General features: G+C 43.9%; 17 protein-coding genes, 1 other RNA gene and 1 pseudogene. 12 read left to right on the top strand and 7 right to left on the bottom strand.

The features are described 5' to 3' along the window. Position 1: 1 nt before the first annotated feature. The 3 genes from AB6E85_RS24420 to smpB form a co-directional block, all read right to left on the bottom strand. Positions 2-1,246 (bottom strand): integrase domain-containing protein, encoded by a 1,245-nt coding sequence (locus AB6E85_RS24420; protein WP_372125529.1) that lies wholly within the window; start codon positions 1,244-1,246, stop codon positions 2-4. Between the two features lie 165 nt (positions 1,247-1,411). Next, positions 1,412-1,778, bottom strand: a transfer-messenger RNA (tmRNA) gene (gene ssrA / locus AB6E85_RS24415). A gap of 66 nt (positions 1,779-1,844) precedes the next feature. Continuing rightward, complete coding sequence (gene smpB / locus AB6E85_RS24410; protein WP_004735156.1) at positions 1,845-2,330, bottom strand: SsrA-binding protein SmpB; 486 nt, start codon at positions 2,328-2,330, stop codon at positions 1,845-1,847. Between the two features lie 119 nt (positions 2,331-2,449). On the opposite strand from smpB, the gene AB6E85_RS24405 reads away from it, so the two are divergent. Then, positions 2,450-2,878, top strand: coding sequence for an SRPBCC family protein (locus AB6E85_RS24405; RefSeq protein ID WP_012603332.1), 429 nt, complete (start codon positions 2,450-2,452; stop codon positions 2,876-2,878). Positions 2,879-2,881: 3 nt separating this feature from the next. Then, the gene (locus AB6E85_RS24400; protein WP_017084430.1) at positions 2,882-3,193 is read left to right on the top strand and encodes an RnfH family protein; all 312 of its coding nucleotides are present in this window, start codon (positions 2,882-2,884) and stop codon (positions 3,191-3,193) included. Between the two features lie 183 nt (positions 3,194-3,376). Here the strand turns inward: AB6E85_RS24400 and bamE are convergent, their stop codons facing one another. The 3 genes from bamE to nadK all read right to left on the bottom strand — a co-directional run bounded on the left by bamE (position 3,377) and on the right by nadK (position 6,733). Then, on the bottom strand, positions 3,377-3,736 hold the full coding sequence (bamE, locus tag AB6E85_RS24395) for an outer membrane protein assembly factor BamE (protein WP_004735159.1): 360 nt from the start codon (positions 3,734-3,736) through the stop codon (positions 3,377-3,379). Positions 3,737-3,903: 167 nt separating this feature from the next. Continuing rightward, positions 3,904-5,568, bottom strand: coding sequence for a DNA repair protein RecN (gene recN, locus AB6E85_RS24390; protein ID WP_372144553.1), 1,665 nt, complete (start codon positions 5,566-5,568; stop codon positions 3,904-3,906). 280 nt (positions 5,569-5,848) lie between these two features. Further along, complete coding sequence (nadK, locus tag AB6E85_RS24385) at positions 5,849-6,733, bottom strand: NAD(+) kinase (protein WP_017066747.1); 885 nt, start codon at positions 6,731-6,733, stop codon at positions 5,849-5,851. A gap of 143 nt (positions 6,734-6,876) precedes the next feature. Between nadK and grpE the strand changes: the two genes are divergently transcribed. The 5 genes from grpE to dnaJ all read left to right on the top strand — a co-directional run bounded on the left by grpE (position 6,877) and on the right by dnaJ (position 14,150). Beyond that, positions 6,877-7,458, top strand: a complete 582-nt coding sequence (gene grpE / locus AB6E85_RS24380; RefSeq protein WP_017069543.1) for a nucleotide exchange factor GrpE — start codon at positions 6,877-6,879, stop codon at positions 7,456-7,458. Positions 7,459-7,846: 388 nt separating this feature from the next. Continuing rightward, positions 7,847-9,121: a dicarboxylate/amino acid:cation symporter gene (locus AB6E85_RS24375; protein WP_019823920.1), complete on the top strand. Its 1,275-nt coding sequence runs from the start codon at positions 7,847-7,849 to the stop codon at positions 9,119-9,121. A gap of 255 nt (positions 9,122-9,376) precedes the next feature. Continuing rightward, positions 9,377-10,414, top strand: a complete 1,038-nt coding sequence (locus AB6E85_RS24370) for a polysaccharide lyase family 7 protein (protein ID WP_372144551.1) — start codon at positions 9,377-9,379, stop codon at positions 10,412-10,414. Positions 10,415-10,803: 389 nt separating this feature from the next. Then, positions 10,804-12,717 carry a molecular chaperone DnaK gene (gene dnaK, locus AB6E85_RS24365; protein WP_065677859.1) on the top strand — a complete coding sequence of 638 codons (1,914 nt, stop codon included), beginning with the start codon at positions 10,804-10,806 and terminating at the stop codon, positions 12,715-12,717. Positions 12,718-13,001: 284 nt separating this feature from the next. Next, on the top strand, positions 13,002-14,150 hold the full coding sequence (dnaJ, locus tag AB6E85_RS24360) for a molecular chaperone DnaJ (RefSeq protein WP_048608049.1): 1,149 nt from the start codon (positions 13,002-13,004) through the stop codon (positions 14,148-14,150). A 137-nt stretch (positions 14,151-14,287) separates the two neighbouring features. On the opposite strand, the gene AB6E85_RS24355 is transcribed toward dnaJ, so the two are convergent. After that, positions 14,288-14,719, bottom strand: coding sequence for a type IV pilin protein (locus AB6E85_RS24355; protein ID WP_081090266.1), 432 nt, complete (start codon positions 14,717-14,719; stop codon positions 14,288-14,290). A gap of 102 nt (positions 14,720-14,821) precedes the next feature. Between AB6E85_RS24355 and AB6E85_RS24350 the strand changes: the two genes are divergently transcribed. The 5 genes and pseudogenes from AB6E85_RS24350 to AB6E85_RS24330 form a co-directional block, all read left to right on the top strand. Further along, positions 14,822-15,370, top strand: coding sequence for a Tfp pilus assembly protein FimT/FimU (locus tag AB6E85_RS24350; protein WP_372144549.1), 549 nt, complete (start codon positions 14,822-14,824; stop codon positions 15,368-15,370). Next, on the top strand, positions 15,354-15,989 hold the full coding sequence (locus tag AB6E85_RS24345) for a PilW family protein (RefSeq protein ID WP_372144547.1): 636 nt from the start codon (positions 15,354-15,356) through the stop codon (positions 15,987-15,989). Before AB6E85_RS24350 ends, AB6E85_RS24345 begins: the two co-directional genes overlap by 17 nt. Further along, a complete protein-coding gene (locus tag AB6E85_RS24340; protein WP_372144545.1) occupies positions 15,986-17,323 on the top strand; it encodes a hypothetical protein in 1,338 nt (445 codons plus the stop codon). Before AB6E85_RS24345 ends, AB6E85_RS24340 begins: the two co-directional genes overlap by 4 nt. Next, the gene (locus AB6E85_RS24335) at positions 17,313-17,762 is read left to right on the top strand and encodes a prepilin-type N-terminal cleavage/methylation domain-containing protein (RefSeq protein ID WP_372144543.1); all 450 of its coding nucleotides are present in this window, start codon (positions 17,313-17,315) and stop codon (positions 17,760-17,762) included. Before AB6E85_RS24340 ends, AB6E85_RS24335 begins: the two co-directional genes overlap by 11 nt. Before the next feature lie 298 nt (positions 17,763-18,060). Continuing rightward, a pseudogene (locus AB6E85_RS24330) lies at positions 18,061-18,204 on the top strand (AbgT family transporter); the annotation flags it as partial. Between the last annotated feature and the right edge of the window lie 53 nt (positions 18,205-18,257).

The following is an 18,257-nucleotide window of genomic DNA, read 5'->3' as shown; positions in this document are numbered from 1 at the left end:
GTTATTGACCAATAATTTTAAGTTGTTTAGTTCCTGTGACTGAGAGACTGCCTTTTGAGGCTTCGTCTATATGCTCACTCCACCAACACATCATCGGCTTCCTACGTTCTAAGTAATCAGTACGGTTATACGCACTACGAACTTGATTATCATCAACGTGCGCCAGAGCTGCCTCTATTATATCAGCTTCAAAACCTTGCTCATTAAGCGTTGTGCTAGCAAGTGAGCGTAGACCATGACTAACAAGCCTTCCTGCAAATCCCATGCGTTTAAGCGCCATATTAGCCGTTTGGCTATTACATGGTTTTTTAGGGTCCCTGTCAGAAGGGAAAACGAATTCTCTATGACCACTAATTGGTTTTATTACCTCAAGTAATTCAAGCATCGATTCCGTTAACGGAATACGATGCTCTCTTCTTTTTTTCATTCGTTCAGCGGGAATGGTCCATACCTTTTCATCTATATCAATTTCGCACCAGCGAGCTCCTGAAGCTTCGCTAGGGCGAGTCATAGTATGAAGTTGCCACTCAATTAAACAACGTGTAGTGCGCTTTATGCTGGCATTCGCAATTGCTCCCATTAACTCTGGTAACTCTGCTGGTTTGAGAGCTGCCATATTCTCTTTTTTTGGTTTCTTGAAAGCGGCGCGGATACCAGTCAGAGGGTTTGCTTTTACAAGCCCACAGTTTGCAGCGTAATTCATTATCTCATTTAAACGCTGAGATAGACGCTTGACCGTTTCTAAACTTCCTTTCGCCTCAATAGGTTTGAGAAGTTCGATAATTAAGGGAGCATCGATATCTTTGACAGGGAACTTTGAGATGGATGGAAATGCATGAAGTTCAAGTGAACGCCAAATATCAACAGCATAGTCTGGAGTAACCGAATCCTTTTTTATCTCAAACCACTTATGTGCAACGTTTAAGAATGTATGTTCATGGATCGCTTTATGTTCATTGAGCTGCTGCTTTTTATGTTCTTGCGGGTCGACCCCTTGTGCGATCAGCTCTTTTGCTTCCATCGACTTTTTACGTGCATTTGCAAGAGATAGGTTAGGGTACTTGCCAAGGCTGAGGTTAGCTCGTTTTCCATTCGTTGGTCTGTAGTAGTTCAGTAACCAGTGCTTAGAACCATTAGGCTTGATTCGTAGACGTAAGCCATCACCATCGAACAGGTTGTATTCTTTATCGCTTGGTTTAGATGCTTTTATCTCTTTGTCGGATAGTCTAGTAGTTATTTTAGCCATAATAGGTACACCAAATTAGGGATCTAAAATCAGTGTACCCTGCTGTGTACCCATAATGCAAAGAAGTCATGGGACGCTATGGAACTCTGTAATACGCTAAGTTATTGATTTTACGTTGCGGCAGGCACAAAAAAAGACGTCATGGGACGTCTTTAAATGTTGAATTGGTGGAGCTGGCGGGAGTTGAACCCGCGTCCAAAAATCATTCATCATTGGTACTACATGCTTAGTCGATCTTTAATTTCACCAGCAACCTGCGAACCGACACGCTAGTTAAAGGCTAACCTGAATTATAATTCGCGCTTTTCCTCTCAGGTGGGAGAAGCCACGCTAGCTAGTTTGGGTTTGATCTCTTATTGGTCCCCGTCTTACGAGCGGAAGCTAGGGTAAGAGAGCTCTGAGCAGGTTATTAAGCTGCTAGTGCGTAGTTTTCGTCGTTTGCGACTATTTTTTTGCGGCTTTTAACGTGGCCAACCGCCCCACGGCATGCACCTCAGACTTCAAAATTCCTGTCGAATCCTAAATCAGCCCCAAGTGTTATTTGCATAGTACCAGAAAAGCTTACCCTGTCTAGCACTGTGCGTTTAAGTGCTTAAAATTAACGCAAATTACTCTTCATAATTCGTGCTTTATCTCTCGCCCAATCTTTTTCTTTCATATCAGTACGTTTATCGTGCAGCTTTTTACCTTTCGCTACGCCAACTTTAATCTTCGCCCAAGAGCGAGACCAGTAAAGTGCGGTTGCGACAAGTGTCATGCCTTCACGGTTAATACGACCGATAAGGTTATCGAGTTCTTTTCTCGACATCAGGAGTTTACGGATACGTGTTGGGTTCGCCACGATATGAGTACTCGCCTGAGTCAGCGGAGTGATCGTCATACCACTGATGAATGCTTCGCCATCTCGGATGTAAACGTAGCTTTCTGCGATATTGGTTTTGCCTTCACGTAGGGATTTTACTTCCCAGCCTTGTAGCTCAAGCCCCGCTTCTATCTCATCGTCGATGAAATATTCGTGGCGAGCTTTCTTATTAAGCGCAATGGTATTACTACCGGCTTTTGATTTTGATTTATTCTTTGCCATAATGGCCTCATTATACGGATTGCGCCCTAGTTGGGGAATCCTTTTTATTTGCGCTCTGGCCCAATACAATTAAAATTGCAGTTTGTGTTAATGTAACGCTGTCTTTAACAGGAGTCTATATGCCAAAGGTTACTCGTTCAGCATTAGTGTCGTTTAGTGCCGACCAGATGTTCAGCTTGGTCAATGATGTTGCTCGTTATCATGAGTTTTTGCCAGGGTGTTCTGGTTCACGTGTGATCGAATCTTCAGATTCAGCTATGGTGGCTTCGGTTGATGTATCTAAAGCCGGTATCAGCAAAACATTTACTACGTCTAACCGCTTAGCGGATGGCGCTGAGATCTTGATGGAGCTAGTGGATGGCCCATTTAAGAAACTGCAGGGTGGTTGGTATTTCACTCCGCTCGACGATCAAGCGTGTAAGGTTGAGCTTAAGTTGGAGTTTGAATTCTCTAGCCGAATGATTGAAATGGCATTTGGTAAGGTTTTCAATGAGCTGACGAGTAATATGGTCAGTGCTTTTACTCAACGCGCGAAACAGGTTTACTAAGCCATGACTATTGAATCAGATATGATCCACGTAGAGGTTGTGTTTGCACTTCCGCACGAGCAGCGTGTGTTTACCTTGATAGTGAACAAGAACGCAACCGTTGAAGAGATTATTGCGCAGTCTGGCGTTTTGGAGCTGTATCCAGAGATCGACTTAGCGAAAAATAAGGTTGGCGTGTTCAGTCGTAACGTTAAGCTTGATGCGACGGTTCGCGATAAAGATCGTATCGAAATTTACCGCGCATTGTTGGCTGATCCAAAAGAGATTCGCCGTAAGCGTGCTGAACAAGCAAAAGCGGCGGCTGCTAAGTCGTAATGCTAAACAGGTTTGACTAAAAAAGAGCTCGCTATATTGGCGAGCTTTTTTGTGCCTGTAAGTTAGGCACTGTGAGTTAATTTGTTAGCGAATATTAAAAAGCCCGCTCATTGAGCAGGCTTTTGCGATTCTGGCTCTGTCGACTGATAGCTTTATCGGCCGAGAGCTTTGTTGACTGGAAAGCTAGCGAAGGCTTTCGAAGAACTCATCACTGGCTTCAAAATCACCATTGATCGTTACTAGAGTGCCAGTGGCATCAAAGTTCACGACTAGGTTTTTCTGAATCGGGTCTTCATGGCCTTTTTGGTGGTGGTAAATGTAGTACCACGTATCTGGGTAGCCATTTTCGATAAGCATAGGTGAGCCCATAACGTAACGAACTTGTGTTTTTGTCATGCCAAACTTGAGCTGGTCGACAGCTTCCTGTTCAACATAGTTACCCTGATTGATGTCAATTCGATAAACCAACTTCTCTAATAGAGAGCAACCGGTCAACATTGTTAGTGCAAGTGGAACTGCAACTAACCACTTTTTAATTCGCATAGTTTGAGATCTTTCTTCGCTAAAATACTGCCTGATAATAAACAAGCTCCAGCAAGAAGTAAAAAGCTCCTTGCGCTTTGAGCTTGTTATGACTGGCAATTTTGAATTAAGTTGCAAAATTGCCAAGATTTTTCGGTAAATTATCAGAAAGTTGCTGAATATGTAACCTAAGCTGCGATTAATAACTCTTTTGCGTTGGCAAGCGTCGATTCGGTAATCTGGCTGCCACCAAGCAGTCGAGCAAGCTCTGAAACGCGTTGTTGCTCATCAAGCGTGTGCATTTGAGTCTCGGTTTTACCTGATTTCGTGTTCTTCGCTACAAACAGCTGCTGGTGACCGCAACCGGCAACTTGAGGTAAGTGTGTCACACACATCACCTGCGTAGATTCACCCAGCTTACGTAGCATTTTTCCGACAACCGCAGCGGTTGGTCCACTGATACCTACATCGACTTCATCGAAAATCAGGCTTGGTGTGTCCACTTTTTGCGCTGTGATCACCTGAATCGCCAGCGAGATTCGTGATAACTCACCACCAGAGGCCACTTTCGCAATCGGCTGCATTGGTTGGCCTGGGTTGGTCGATACAATGAAGGTCACGTTATCCATACCCAATGGAGAAGGGTGTGTGTTGGTGTTGTTCACTTCAATGGCAAACTGCGCTTTTTCCATGCTCAGTTCGTGCATGCTTTGCGTGATCAGCTTGTTGAGCTCTTTTGCGTAACGAGTTCGAGATTTATGAAGCTTCTCGGATTTAGCAACGAACGATTGGTATTGGTTTTCTACCTCGTTTGCCAGTTCTTCCAATTTTTCATCAGAGCAATCAAGCGCTTCAACTTGTTGTAGTAAGTATTGATGGTGCTTATACAGCTCTTCAGGTAACACGTGGTGTTTACGAGACATCGACATCACTTTAGAGAAGCGCTCCTCAACGTAAGCCATACGACCGGGATCAACATCAATGCTGTCTAGGTATGTTCTTAACTCGTTGTTGGTCTCTTCGATCTGAATAATGGCTTCAGAAAGCAAGTTCGGTAACTCGGCCAATCTTTCATCTAGCTCAGCTAACTGAATTAAGGAGTTATTGGCCGATTGCAGAATACCAAGCGCATTAACTTCTTCGCCCTCATAAATAAGCTCGATAGCTTGCTGACAGGTTGTGGCCAGTTCTCCGCTATTGGAGAGGCGCTTATGCTCTTGTTCGAGGTCTTCATATTCTTCCTCCCCAATAGACAGCTCATTTAACTCTTTGATTTGGTATTCAATAAGTTGTTTTTGAGCTTGGTTTTGCTGGCTATTTTCACGTAACTCTTTTAAGTGGTTATCTGCTTGTCGCCACGCTTGGTAAGCATTACGTGTCGATTTCAATAGGTTCAAGTGGCCTGCGTATTGATCAAGCATGGCCATTTGGTAATCGCTTTTCATCAATTGGTGATGCGCGTGTTGACCATGGATGTTGATCAGCAGTTGTCCAAGTGATTTCAATTGCGAAAGAGGGACAGGGCTACCGTTGATGAATGCACGAGAGCGACCTTCTTTTGAGATGGTTCTGCGCAGGATGCACTCACTGCCATCGAGCAATTCGTTGTCTTCTAACCAGCGGGTTGCATGCAGATTGTTCTCAAGTAAAAAAGCGGCACTGACTTCGGTTTTTTCTTCACCTTGTCGAACCATTCCTGCATCGGATCTTCCCCCAAGGCACAAGCCTAAAGCATCGATAGCGATAGATTTACCCGCACCAGTTTCCCCGGTGATTGTTGTCATGCCTTTAGAGAGTTCTAGCTGTAAAGACTTAACAATAGCGAAATTATTAACACTTAAATGAGCCAGCATTTTTATTTACCTGTATAACTGAACAATACTGTATATAAGCTCAGTATATACTGTTTCTTTATACAGTAAAGCCGACAGGTGAAAATTTTTTGCGACAGCTCTCAGAATTGAGCTTGTCTGTAGATCACTGAAACCGCTATAGATTCCCAACGCAGTCGTCCCTCCCTCTTGGGAATGACGATGTGGTGGATTGGCGTAAAGATAGAGACGGTGGGCTTTGAATCGGCAATAAAAAAGGCTGACGAATGTTGTCAGCCTTTTAAAATAGTTCGATTTTCACTTAGAACAGCTTACTCGACCAGCCTAGTTTGTTACGTAGAACATGGTAGTAGTTGTAGTCTTTAGGGTGGATAAGCTTGAGCACATTTGGACTTTGGTAAATGTGGATCTCATCTCCAGGAGAAACAGGCAGTGAGATTTGACCATCGCAGCTCACTTCCTGAGTACCACGGTTATCAGGCGATACGATCAGCTTGATACGACGCTTGCCATCCACCACAAGTGGGCGGCTTGAAAGAGTGTGCGGGAACATTGGCACGAGTGAAATAGCATTTAGGCTTGATGACAGGATAGGGCCGCCGCCAGAAAGCGAGTAGGCGGTAGAACCTGTCGGTGTTGAGACGATTAAGCCATCAGAGCGCTGTGAGAAGGCGAAGCTGTCATCGATGTACACTTCAAACTCGATCATGTGAGCAACTTGTCCGGGGTGCAGTACAGCCTCATTAAGGGCTGCATTGTGGCTTTTTATCTGGCCGTGACGATGAATTTCCGTTTCAAGTAAGAAGCGCTCTTCTTCCATGAACTCGCCTTTGAGTACATCAGTCAGTGCACTCTGGAAGTTTTCAGGGTTGAGATCGGTTAGGAAACCAAGGTTGCCTCGGTTAACACCAATTACTGAAATGTCGAAACGTGACAGGATTCTAGCGGCACCGAGCATATTTCCGTCACCACCGACCACAATGGCGAGATCGGCGCGTTTACCTAACTCAATCAGGCTAGAAAAATGTTCTTTTGGGATGTCGTCTAAAATAGTGGCGAGTCTGTCATCAACAAACACTTGATAACCCTCAGCACTTAACCACTGATAGAGCTCTCTATGAGTCTGAATTGCTTGCTGATCTCGAGGTTTACCGATAATGGCGATGACTTCAAATGGCTTTTTCATAACGTTTCCAAACGAATTAGGCTTGAATCAAAATTCTTCATCCCCATAATAAAGGCAAGTTGAACGTCTATGCGAGTGTTTTATATCAATTTGGGGCGCAAACACGCCTGTCACTTGCATTGAAAACGAATTCTGGAGATATCATGAGCAACGAAGAAAACAAAGTAACCGAAGCAGAGCTAGATCAGATCATCGCTGAAGCTGAGAAAGTTGAAGAAGCTGAACTGAATGAAGACGCTGCTGATGAGCAGGAAGCAAAAATCGCTCAACTGGAAGCTGCACTGCTTTCTAGCGAATCTAAAGTGAAAGAGCAGCAAGATTCTGTTCTTCGCGCGAAAGCTGAAGTTGAAAACATGCGTCGCCGTAGCGAACAAGAAATTGATAAAGCGCGTAAATTCGCTTTGAACAAGTTTGCTGAAGGTCTGCTTCCTGTAATCGACAACCTAGAGCGTGCAATGCAAGCGGCAGACGCTGAAAACGAAGTGGTTAAGCCACTGTATGAAGGTGTTGAGCTAACGCATAAAACGTTCGTAGACACAGTTGCTAAGTTTGGTCTTAAAGAGATCAACCCTGAAGGTGAAGCGTTCAACCCTGAATTCCACCAAGCAATGTCTATTCAAGAAAGCCCAGATCACGAATCAAACACAGTTATGTTTGTGATGCAAAAAGGCTACGAACTAAACGGTCGTGTGGTTCGCCCAGCGATGGTTATGGTTGCTAAGTAATGACGAATTACGTTGCCAAGTGATTGACTGGCGCATTGACTGAGTTGGTCGCAGCGACAAAATAAATCACTGGTTTGCGTAAAATAAAAAGAGAGGCATAGGCCTCTCTTTTTTTGTGCCTATAACTTGAGAGTCCACGTAAATAAGCATCAAAACCGCATTAAGAATGTCGTTCTTTTTATTTCATTCAGATCAGCGATTTAGAGTTTTGTGTTATGAAACTTGTTGTGATTGAGTAAATGTTTTGATGTCACATTTGTGATGTTTTTGTAAATAAATACTTTTAATTGTTATCTTTGTATGTAAAATCCACTGCCATATAGCGACTTTGGTCGCATATATAACTATAAAAGTACAAATTTTAAACACAACAAACTGGAGAAGAACGATGGATAAATCGCTCTCAAGTAAAATTTTTGTAGGCTTGTTCGCTGGTCTACTTATTGGTACTGCTATTCAGTACCTATTCAGCGGTATTGCTATTTTTGATACGTATCTACTTGGCGCTGCCGAAGGTGCTGGTGGTATGTTCGTATCACTTATCAAATTGCTTGTAGTTCCTCTTGTATACGTATCTATTGTTTGCGGTATTGTTGAGCTAAAAGATATTCGTTCATTTGGTCGTCTTGGTGGTAAAACCTTTGGTCTTTACATTATTAACACTATCATCGCGATTTCAGCAGCGCTAACGATTGGTCTTATTTTCCAACCAGGTGCAGGTGCGAACCTAGCGGGTACGGTTTCTGAGACAATTGCGCTTACAACAACTGAAACACCAGACATCTTCTCTCTTGTTGTTAACATCGTTCCTAGCAACCCTGTAGAAGCGTTTGCAAGCGGCGACATGCTACAAATCATCTTCATGGCAATTTTGACAGGTCTTGCTATTCAAGCACTTGATTCTCGTGGTGGCCCAGCTATCAAGACATTCAAGATGGCTAACGAAATCATGATGAAGCTTATCGGCCTAGTAATGAGCTTGGCGCCATACGGTGTATTTGCTCTGATGATTCAACTGGGCGCAACACTGGATGCAGACACGCTAATGTCAGTTGCTGGCTATGTGGCGCTTGTGGTTGCAATGCTAGTGTTCTGGATTTTCTTCTTCTACCCAATGATGGTTGGTTCATTCACGGGTATTTCTCCAAAGCAGTTCCTACGTGCAACGCGTGAGCAAGTTCTATTCTCACTATCTACAGCAAGTTCGAATGCAACAATCCCAGTAACAATGCGTACTCTTACTGACAAACTAAACGTATCTAAGTCAGTAGCAGGTTTCGGTGTACCACTGGGTGCAACAATGAACATGTCTGGTGTATCTATCTACATCGCACTCGCAACTATGTTCGTAGCAAACGCGTTTGGTCAGCCAATCAACACTGCTGATATCTTCACTCTTGGTCTAACTATCCTGCTACTGTCTATCGGTGCTGGTGGTGTTCCTGGTGGCGGTGTTGTGATGGTCGGTGTTCTATTACACCAACTAGGTTTACCACCAGAAGGTCTAGCGATTGTTGCTGCTGTTGACCGTATCTGTGACATGTTCTGTACTTCTTCAAACGTAGTCGGTGATACAGCGGTAAACACTATCGTTGCTAAATCTGAAAACGAAATTGGCGTTGAAGCTAACGAAGAAGCTGAGCTGCAAAAAGCAGAAGCTTAATCCTTAATTAAGACTTGATAATTAGAAGCCCCGCTCAACTAGAGCGGGGCTTTTTTATTTCTGCTGATCGGTGTTTTCGGCTATCTGCTGCTAGGTCAAAAAGGGGCAGTGTTGGTGCGAAGTCTCATTTTTTCTTTTTACTCGCGCTGAATGGGTCATCAGTTTTCAATATTTAATATAGATCACATATAATAATACAATATTATTTTATTGTTCTAGCAACCTACATTATGACGACATAAAGGAAACCAAATAATGAAGTTGTCTTACCTTAGCCTACTGACTGCTAGCCTCTTAGCAGCTCCCGCTCTTGCTTCTAATCACGATATTGGTCAGCAGTTCAATCTTGATCCAGCAAAAGCGCCAGCACAAAACTTCGATTTATCTAAATGGAAAATTAACCTACCGGAGCTAACAACAGAAGGCTCTAGAAAAGGCAAAACATTGGAGATCGGTAAGCAAGAATTGTCGAATGTAGACACGCCTTACGTTCATCCTAAATGGTTCTACACTGATGCAGAATCTGGCGCGATGGTATTTGTGGCTCCGAATACAGCACCAACGACACCAAACAGTAAAAACACACGCAGTGAACTAAGAGCGATGCTGGCAGACAGCTACTCGGCGCCGAGCAACAACTTCGCGATTTCAAGCCATAAGAATGCAGAAGAGTTTGGTTCTATCGGTGGCCAAATGACGGCAACACTTTCTGTTGATCAGGTGAGTACCAGCGGAAGCTACAAAAAAACAGGCGCATTCTCGGTAGTGATTGGCCAAATTCATGGTTCAGACAATGAGCCTCTGAAAATTGTTTACCGTAAACTGCCGGAGCATGAGCATGGTTCGTTAACGTGGAACTATGAACTCAATCCGCCGACAGAGATGAAAAACGCGAAGGATGAAAACGGAAAGAAACTTCGTAAAGACATTCGCCATGATGTATTTGGTCAATACAATCTGAAAAAAGGCAGCTCGGATCCTGCTGATGGTATCAAGCTAGGTGAAGTGTTCTCATATGATGTGAACATCAAAGACAACATCATGCACTTAACATTTACTAAGAATCCAAACTCAGCCGATGCTATTGTGAAGACGTATGATGTTGATTTGGCTAAGGGTAAATATCAGGGGCATGATATCGACCTTGGTTATGGACAGGACTGGATGTACTTCAAGGCGGGCGCATACAATCAATGCAACACTAAGAAGTCGAGCTCAGCCTGTGAATGGCGTGGTATGGAAGCGGGTGATTACACTCAAGCGAGCTTCTACCAGTTAGTGCTCAACCAATAATATGGCTGAATCAGTAATCATTTGAATAATATTTAACTGATTAATATCTATTTGAAAAAGACCTTCTACATGAAGGTCTTTTTTTATGGCATCTGGAATAGGGTTGAGGTTTCAATGTGGCGACAAATGCGAGAGTTTATCAACATTGGAGCCTTAATTGGCAAGGGATCGGTCACTTTTTACCTTTATGTAAAAAGATACGGGAAAAAATAGATTTTTTTTACTTATTCCCTTGAAAACCAGTTTGCAGCCCTTATCTATGGTGCATACGAAAGCAAATTACATTTGCACTTAAATTTTGTGTATTAGGGTTGAATCCCTGATTACCGCCCCCCACATATGTGGGTATAGCAAAAAACTAATATAGATTATATTTCGGAGATAGCCTGATGGGTCGAATCATTGGTATTGATTTAGGTACTACTAACTCTTGTGTTGCTGTTTTAGACGGCGACAAACCACGCGTACTAGAAAATGCTGAAGGCGAACGCACAACAGCATCGGTAATCGCATACACTGACGGCGAGACGCTAGTTGGTCAACCTGCGAAACGTCAAGCAGTTACTAACCCTCAAAACACGCTATACGCAATTAAGCGTCTAATTGGTCGTCGTTTTGAAGATGAAGAAGTTCAACGCGATATCGAAATCATGCCTTTTAACATTGTTAAAGCTGATAACGGTGATGCATGGGTTGAAGCGCAAGGCCAAAAAATGGCTGCTCCTCAAGTATCTGCTGAAGTTCTTAAGAAAATGAAGAAAACAGCTGAAGACTTCCTAGGCGAAGAAGTAACTGGCGCAGTTGTTACTGTTCCTGCTTACTTCAACGATGCTCAACGTCAAGCAACGAAAGATGCTGGCCGTATCGCTGGTCTAGATGTTAAACGTATCATCAACGAACCAACTGCTGCTGCTCTAGCTTACGGCCTAGACAAGCAAGGTGGTGATCGCACTATCGCTGTATACGACCTTGGTGGTGGTACATTCGATATCTCTATCATCGAAATCGATGAAGTAGAAGGCGAGAAGACTTTCGAAGTTCTTTCAACTAACGGTGACACTCACCTTGGTGGTGAAGATTTCGATAACCGCATGATCAACTACCTAGTAGATGAGTTCAAGAAAGAGCAAGGTATCGACCTTAAAGCTGATCCACTAGCAATGCAGCGTGTTAAAGAAGCAGCAGAAAAAGCGAAAATCGAGCTTTCTTCTACTACTCAAACTGACGTAAACCTACCTTACGTTACTGCTGATGCGACTGGTCCTAAGCACATGAACATCAAAGTGACTCGTGCGAAGCTTGAGTCTCTAGTTGAAGACCTAGTTCAACGTTCTCTTGAGCCACTAAAAGTTGCTCTAGCAGATGCTGACCTATCTGTAGGCGAAATCACTGACGTTATCCTAGTTGGTGGTCAAACTCGTATGCCTATGGTTCAAGCTAAAGTAACTGAATTCTTCGGTAAAGAGCCACGTAAAGACGTGAACCCTGACGAAGCTGTTGCAATGGGTGCTGCTGTTCAAGGTGGTGTACTAGCTGGTGACGTTAAAGACGTTCTACTACTAGACGTTACTCCTCTATCTTTCGGTATCGAAACGATGGGCGGCGTGATGACTAAGCTTATCGAGAAAAACACAACTATCCCTACTAAAGCGGATCAAGTGTTCTCTACAGCTGAAGACAACCAAAACGCAGTAACTATCCACGTTCTTCAAGGTGAGCGTAAGCAAGCGACTTACAACAAGTCTCTTGGTCAGTTCAACCTAGAAGGTATCCAACCAGCACCACGTGGCATGCCACAAATCGAAGTAACATTCGACCTAGATGCTGATGGTATCCTGAACGTATCTGCTAAAGATAAAGCAACAGGTAAAGAGCAGAAGATCACTATCCAAGCATCAGGCGGTCTGTCTGAGGAAGAGATCGAAGCAATGGTACAAGAAGCAGAAGCTAACAAAGAAGCGGACAAAAAGTTCGAAGAGCTAGTAACTGCACGTAACCAAGCTGACCAAATGATTCACGGCACTAAGAAGCAAGTAGAAGAAGCTGGTGAAGCTCTACCTGCAGACGAGAAAGCTAAAATCGAAGCAGCTATCGAAGCGCTAGAATCAGTTAAGTCTGGTGACGACAAAGAAGCTATCGACGCTAAAGTTCAAGAACTTATGCAAGCAGCTCAAAAGCTAATGGAAATCGCTCAACAGAAAGCTCAAGCTGAACAAGCTGGTGCTGACGCTGGTGAACAGCCTAAGCAAGATGACGACGTTGTTGATGCTGAGTTTGAAGAAGTTAAAGAAGACAAAAAATAATTTCGTCGCAGAGTAGCCTGATTTCGTTATCGGAAGTGCCCACCTACTAACGTAGGCTCCGCGCTTCCACTTAGGACTCAAGCTATCTGCTTAGAAATTTGTCTCAAAGACTTATTATTGCGGGCGTCAGAGGTAACTCTCACGCCCGTAAATTTGTATTTAGACTTGTCGATCTAGATAATAGCTTTATTCGGCATTTCAGCCGGCAGAACTTTTATCTAGATTGATACACAGACTACTGAAGTGATCATTCGGTAGTAGCAATTATTTTGGTGACCTAGAACATGTCAAAACGTGATTTTTACGAAGTATTAGGCGTAAGCCGCGATGCATCAGAGCGCGATATTAAAAAAGCGTACAAACGCTTAGCGATGAAATTCCACCCGGACCGTAACCAGGGTGATGAGACCGCAGCAGATAAGTTTAAAGAAGTAAAAGTAGCGTACGAGATCCTAACCGATTCTCAAAAGAAAGCAGCTTACGACCAATACGGTCACGCAGCCTTTGAACAAGGTGGCATGGGCGGCGGCGGTGGTTTCGGCGGCGGTGGCCAAGGTGACTTCGGCGATATCTTCGGTGACGTATTTGGTGACATCTTCGGCGGCGGTCGTCGTGGTGGCGGTCAACAGCGTGCACAACGCGGTTCAGATCTACGTTACAACATGGAACTTTCTCTAGAAGAAGCGGTTCGTGGTGTTTCTAAAGAAATTGAAGTACCAACACTTGTAGAGTGTGATACTTGTGACGGCAGCGGCGCGAAAGCGGGTTCTTCTGCACAAACGTGTGGCACTTGTCATGGCCACGGCCAAGTACAAATGCGCCAAGGTTTCTTTGCGGTTCAACAGACTTGTCCTACTTGTAATGGTAAAGGCAAGATCATCAAAGACCCATGTAACTCATGTCATGGTCAAGGTCGCAAACAGAAGACGAAAACACTTAACGTTAAGATCCCTGCAGGTGTTGATACTGGCGATCGTATTCGTCTATCAGGCGAAGGCGAAGCGGGAGAGCAAGGTGCTCCAGCTGGCGACCTGTACGTACAAGTACACGTAAAAGAGCACAACATCTTTGAGCGTGACGGCAATAACCTTTACTGTGAAGTTCCAGTAAGCTTCTCTATGGCTGCTTTAGGCGGTGAAGTTGAAGTTCCAACACTGGATGGTCGTGTAAACCTTAAAGTGCCAGAAGAAACACAAACGGGCCGTATGTTCCGTATGCGTGGTAAAGGCGTGAAGGGCGTTCGTGGCGGCGGTGTGGGTGACCTAATCGTTAAGCTAGTGGTTGAGACTCCAGTTAAGCTAAGCTCTCGCCAAAAAGAACTACTGCGTGAATTCGAAGAAACATGTTGTGGCGAAGCGGCAAGCAAGCACAAGCCTAAGTCTGAAGGTTTCTTCAGCGGCGTTAAAAACTTCTTCGATGACCTAACTAAGTAATTAGGTTCTTGATAAAAATAGAAAAGCCTGCTCATGTAGCAGGCTTTTTTGTATCTGTAGATCAGGGGGAAAATCTCGAGAAGAAAGAGAACGAGGTTTCTCAGATAAATTCTAGAGCCCTTTGGCGGTTGCTCTTGCTACTTCCAACACGCTTCTGGTTCTGAAACCCCTGAGTGGTGTAATTCCAAGATATCGGTCGTTGAATCTAAGCACTCATCGTTTGTTTGTGGTGAAAGTGGTTCAGCCTGAATCGAATAGGTGGTGCTACTCGCAGAGATCGCTAGCGTGTACCGGCTAGTATCGGTATCGCAAAACAAGCATGTCCCTCCTGAAATAATATTCTCCGCTGCCGATGCATAGTTCCCTGTGTATAGGGTTTCTATCTCCAGTTGTATCTTGGTTAAGTCGGCCATCGCTGTAACTCGATGCGCCTTGGTAACATGGCTGGTATAACTCGGGTACGCAATGGCGCCAAGTATCCCTAAGACGACGACAGCGAGCAATAATTCGATCAATGTCATTCCTCTAATGCTTAAGTTGTTGTTGTTGCATATATTTCTTCGAATCATCGCGAGTAGTTTCCTTTCATAACTCTGTCTATTTTTCTCCGGTGGTAGCATCGGTGCAAGATTAAATGCAGTTACGCATTGAGTTACATAGGAACTTGGGAAATGACTCGCGGGTTTACGCTTCTAGAGCTGCTGATTACGGTTGTGGTACTTTCAGTACTGCTGGTTGCTGCTGCCCCGAGTTTTAGCTCTCTGTTAGCGTCCTCCAAAATTCAAAGACTCGCCCCTGAGGTTCATGGTTTCTTGGTTACTGCGCGATCCGAAGCCATTGCCCGAAATCAAGAACTACACCTTCTATTTTTGGTTTCGAATACGTTAGGTGCGATTGAGGATACAGAAGGTGAGTGGGATTTGGTTCTCAGCACTACCGCTTCTTATGTGCCAGGTAATGTGGTGATGCATCTTGATGGTTCAGCCTATCAAGATATCACAGTCTCGTTCAGCTTTTTAAATCAGAACTCAATCTCTATTGATGGAGTAAGAGGTCGTTTTATTAATGGTAACGTCACCATAGCTTCAGTGAGTACCCCGTCTGAAGAACTTTCTATTAAGGCATCAAATACAACAGGGCGTATTCGGATTTGCAGCAGCGACCCTAATAGCGATGGGCGCAACAGCATTGGTCACTATGGTTATGAGATTTGCAACTAAGCTTGCTCAAGGTAGTACCTTGGTAGAAATGATGGTGGCCTCTGCTATCGGCGTGATTGTTATAGGGACGATTGGTAGTGTGTTCATCACTAACCAACGTCTAAGCTCAGAGAAAAGCCTGGAGGTGCTCCTTTCACAAAACTTGTTCTCCACTGCACAAATGATGAAAGAAGAGATTTTGCGTGCCGGATATAACGCCAATGCCGGACAGTCGGTAAAGTTATCAGGTGCACCAAATACGATTTATGCTCAGCAAGTCAGTGCTGATGAAGCTTATCTTGGTTTTGTTTATCTGCAAAATAGTACCTCATTTGCTTATCGAAATATTGTTTATCAGTTCAAAGATAATAAGCTCAACTACTGCCTTGGAGAATCGACCGATCTTTTGGCTATCGATGAAAAGCCATTTAGCAATGCAAGCGGTGATGTGACGATGATGTGTCAAAGTTTGTTCTTCGAACGACAAATTCAGATAGATGCGTTCTCTGTTTCTGTGGAAGACATATCGAGCAGTCAGGCGAGTTCTCAAAGGATCAACATGACGCTTGAGGCGTCGTTAGTGAATGCGGATTTGAGCCAAAAAGTGATGACATCCGTTGTGCAAAGGAACTGGCAATGACGAGTGATAAGCAACAAGGAGCGATAACGCTGATGTTAGTCAGTATTCTCTTGATTGGTGTACTGATCGTTTCTCTTGGGTCATTTAAGGTCACGTTCTATCAAATCAAGCGGGCGCAAAATGAGGTCCTAGCGCGCAAAGAACATTGGCGCTCGGAAGGGGGCTTAGAGTGTACCTACTCCTACTTACTTGAATTAGACAAGACAATTGCTGATATCAAAGACGCGAGTGCTCGTCCTGCAGATTTTTCTGATTGGTGTTCTCCTTACGAAAATAAACCGCAGATCGACATCTCTGATAGTGCGATTTCTAGCGCTTACATCGTAGCGTCATCCTCAAACGCACAGTCACTTTTTAAGACAATAAGAGAAAGATCTCAGTTCGGCAGTGGGGCGATTCAGTCGACGGGGCCTATTGAGCTTATTGGTACCTTAAGCTTGAAACCGACAGCAAAAGAAGACCCAATCAGCGGCAATGAATACGAGTGTGTCAGCGTCTCTTTTGCTGATCTGTTCACGTATCAATATGACACAACACATAGTAATTCAGGGCAGACATTGGGGTTAGAGGTGTTGGATCCGAGTGTTGATGGTCCATTTTCTGGCTTCGATGGTATATGCCATAGCGACTATAAAACGGAGATCCCGAAAGGTACTTCCGGTACTACTCATTCGATTTATGCCCCCGATTATTATCAAGGCACTAATCCACCGCCTTTCCAAAAAGACTTTAATCCTGATCCCAATATGAATCCCTTTTACACCTTTTTTGGTGTCGCTAAAACCGAGCAAAATATTGTCGATTTATCACAAGATACGGATTTGTTTAAGCATGTTCAGCTATTGAATGCGACTGAGTGCGGAACTGAGATCATGGACCACTTTACTGCAGGGCAAACCAAGGGACTGTGGATTGAAGGCAACTGCCATATCAACGCTGCGGTTGCGGCGACAATCAACCCATCTCAGCTTTTGGTTGTGCAAGATGGTGTGCTGGCACTGAATGGAGCCATGGCTTACAACGGAGTGATTTACCATTTGGTCGATTATCAAAAGAGCCACGTGAAAAATCGAGTCGATGGTTTCTGGAATTCGCTTGCTGCTAATAACGTTTTTGCACCTTTTATCAAAGATATTGATGAGGCTAGCGTCATTAAAAAAAGTGTCGGGATTCAGTTTGCATCTGGTTTGCCTTCTGGTGGCCTTATTTTTGATTCACCTGCAGGTGTGACGACCATTGTTGGTGACATGGACTTAGATTTTCGTGCGGATTCTAATCCGATTGATCCGCCTTCAACTTATCAGTGGAAGCGAGGATCATGGAATGATTTCTAAGAACTCAGGTTTTAGCTTGATAGAGGTTCTTATCTCTTTTCTGTTGATTGGTGTTGCCTCACTAGGGCTGGTTAAATTGCAGATCTACGCTGAACAAAAATCTGACTTCGCGCTCCATAGTGTAGAGGCGCTGCATTTTGCTGAAAGGCAGATGGAGTATTATCGAACTCGGGCGTCTAATGTGAGTGGGGCGGTAAGTTTAATTCCTTTTTCGGAACTAAATCAGGCGAGTCATTGTCTCAATATAGCAAGTTCAGATCCTTTATCCGGTTTGTCGGGTTCTGCCTATGCCATGACCTGTGAAGTGACTGATGCAAACGGTGCTCTGTCTAGCGCGTTAAAAAGCATTGCTGTCACAATTGCATGGCAAGATCGTATGAACCACGCGCAAAGCATTTACCTCGAAACTATGCTCTCCAAATACAGTGAGTTTGATTGACCCTCAAGCAAACGTTTACTGCATGCCAAGGCTCATGCCACTCCTTTTACTGATAATTTTCACTTCTCGGACATTGTTTGCGTGCTAGTTAAAACTCTGTATATAGAATGGTGTTTTTTGTGTTTTTATATTGTTGTGGTTGTATGGTATTTTTGCAAAATATGTCTCCATTTATGGAAAATTAGGTGGAATCTTGTGCTTTTTAACAACGACTTTAATAGAATATGTGCTGTACCAATAGGCCGTGGTCAAAACTTATATTAGGCCTAAACAAAACAACATCACATATGGAGTTACAATGAGTAACCAAGCCGTAAAAAAAGCACCATCGACTGAGAAGATCAGTGGTATGGACCGCTTTCTAAACTTCATTGAACGCGCCGGCAACAAAATTCCAGATCCAGCAATCCTGTTCTTCTGGGCTCTAGTTATTGTATGGGTGTAAAGGGACTATTGATATGAACAATCTGTGTTATAGGGTGTTATACGTGGGGA

This window comes from Vibrio sp. 10N.247.311.51 (assembly GCF_041467855.1).
In the GTDB taxonomy this organism is placed as follows: domain Bacteria; phylum Pseudomonadota; class Gammaproteobacteria; order Enterobacterales; family Vibrionaceae; genus Vibrio; species Vibrio coralliirubri.
This window is presented reverse-complemented; position numbering and strand designations above follow the sequence as displayed.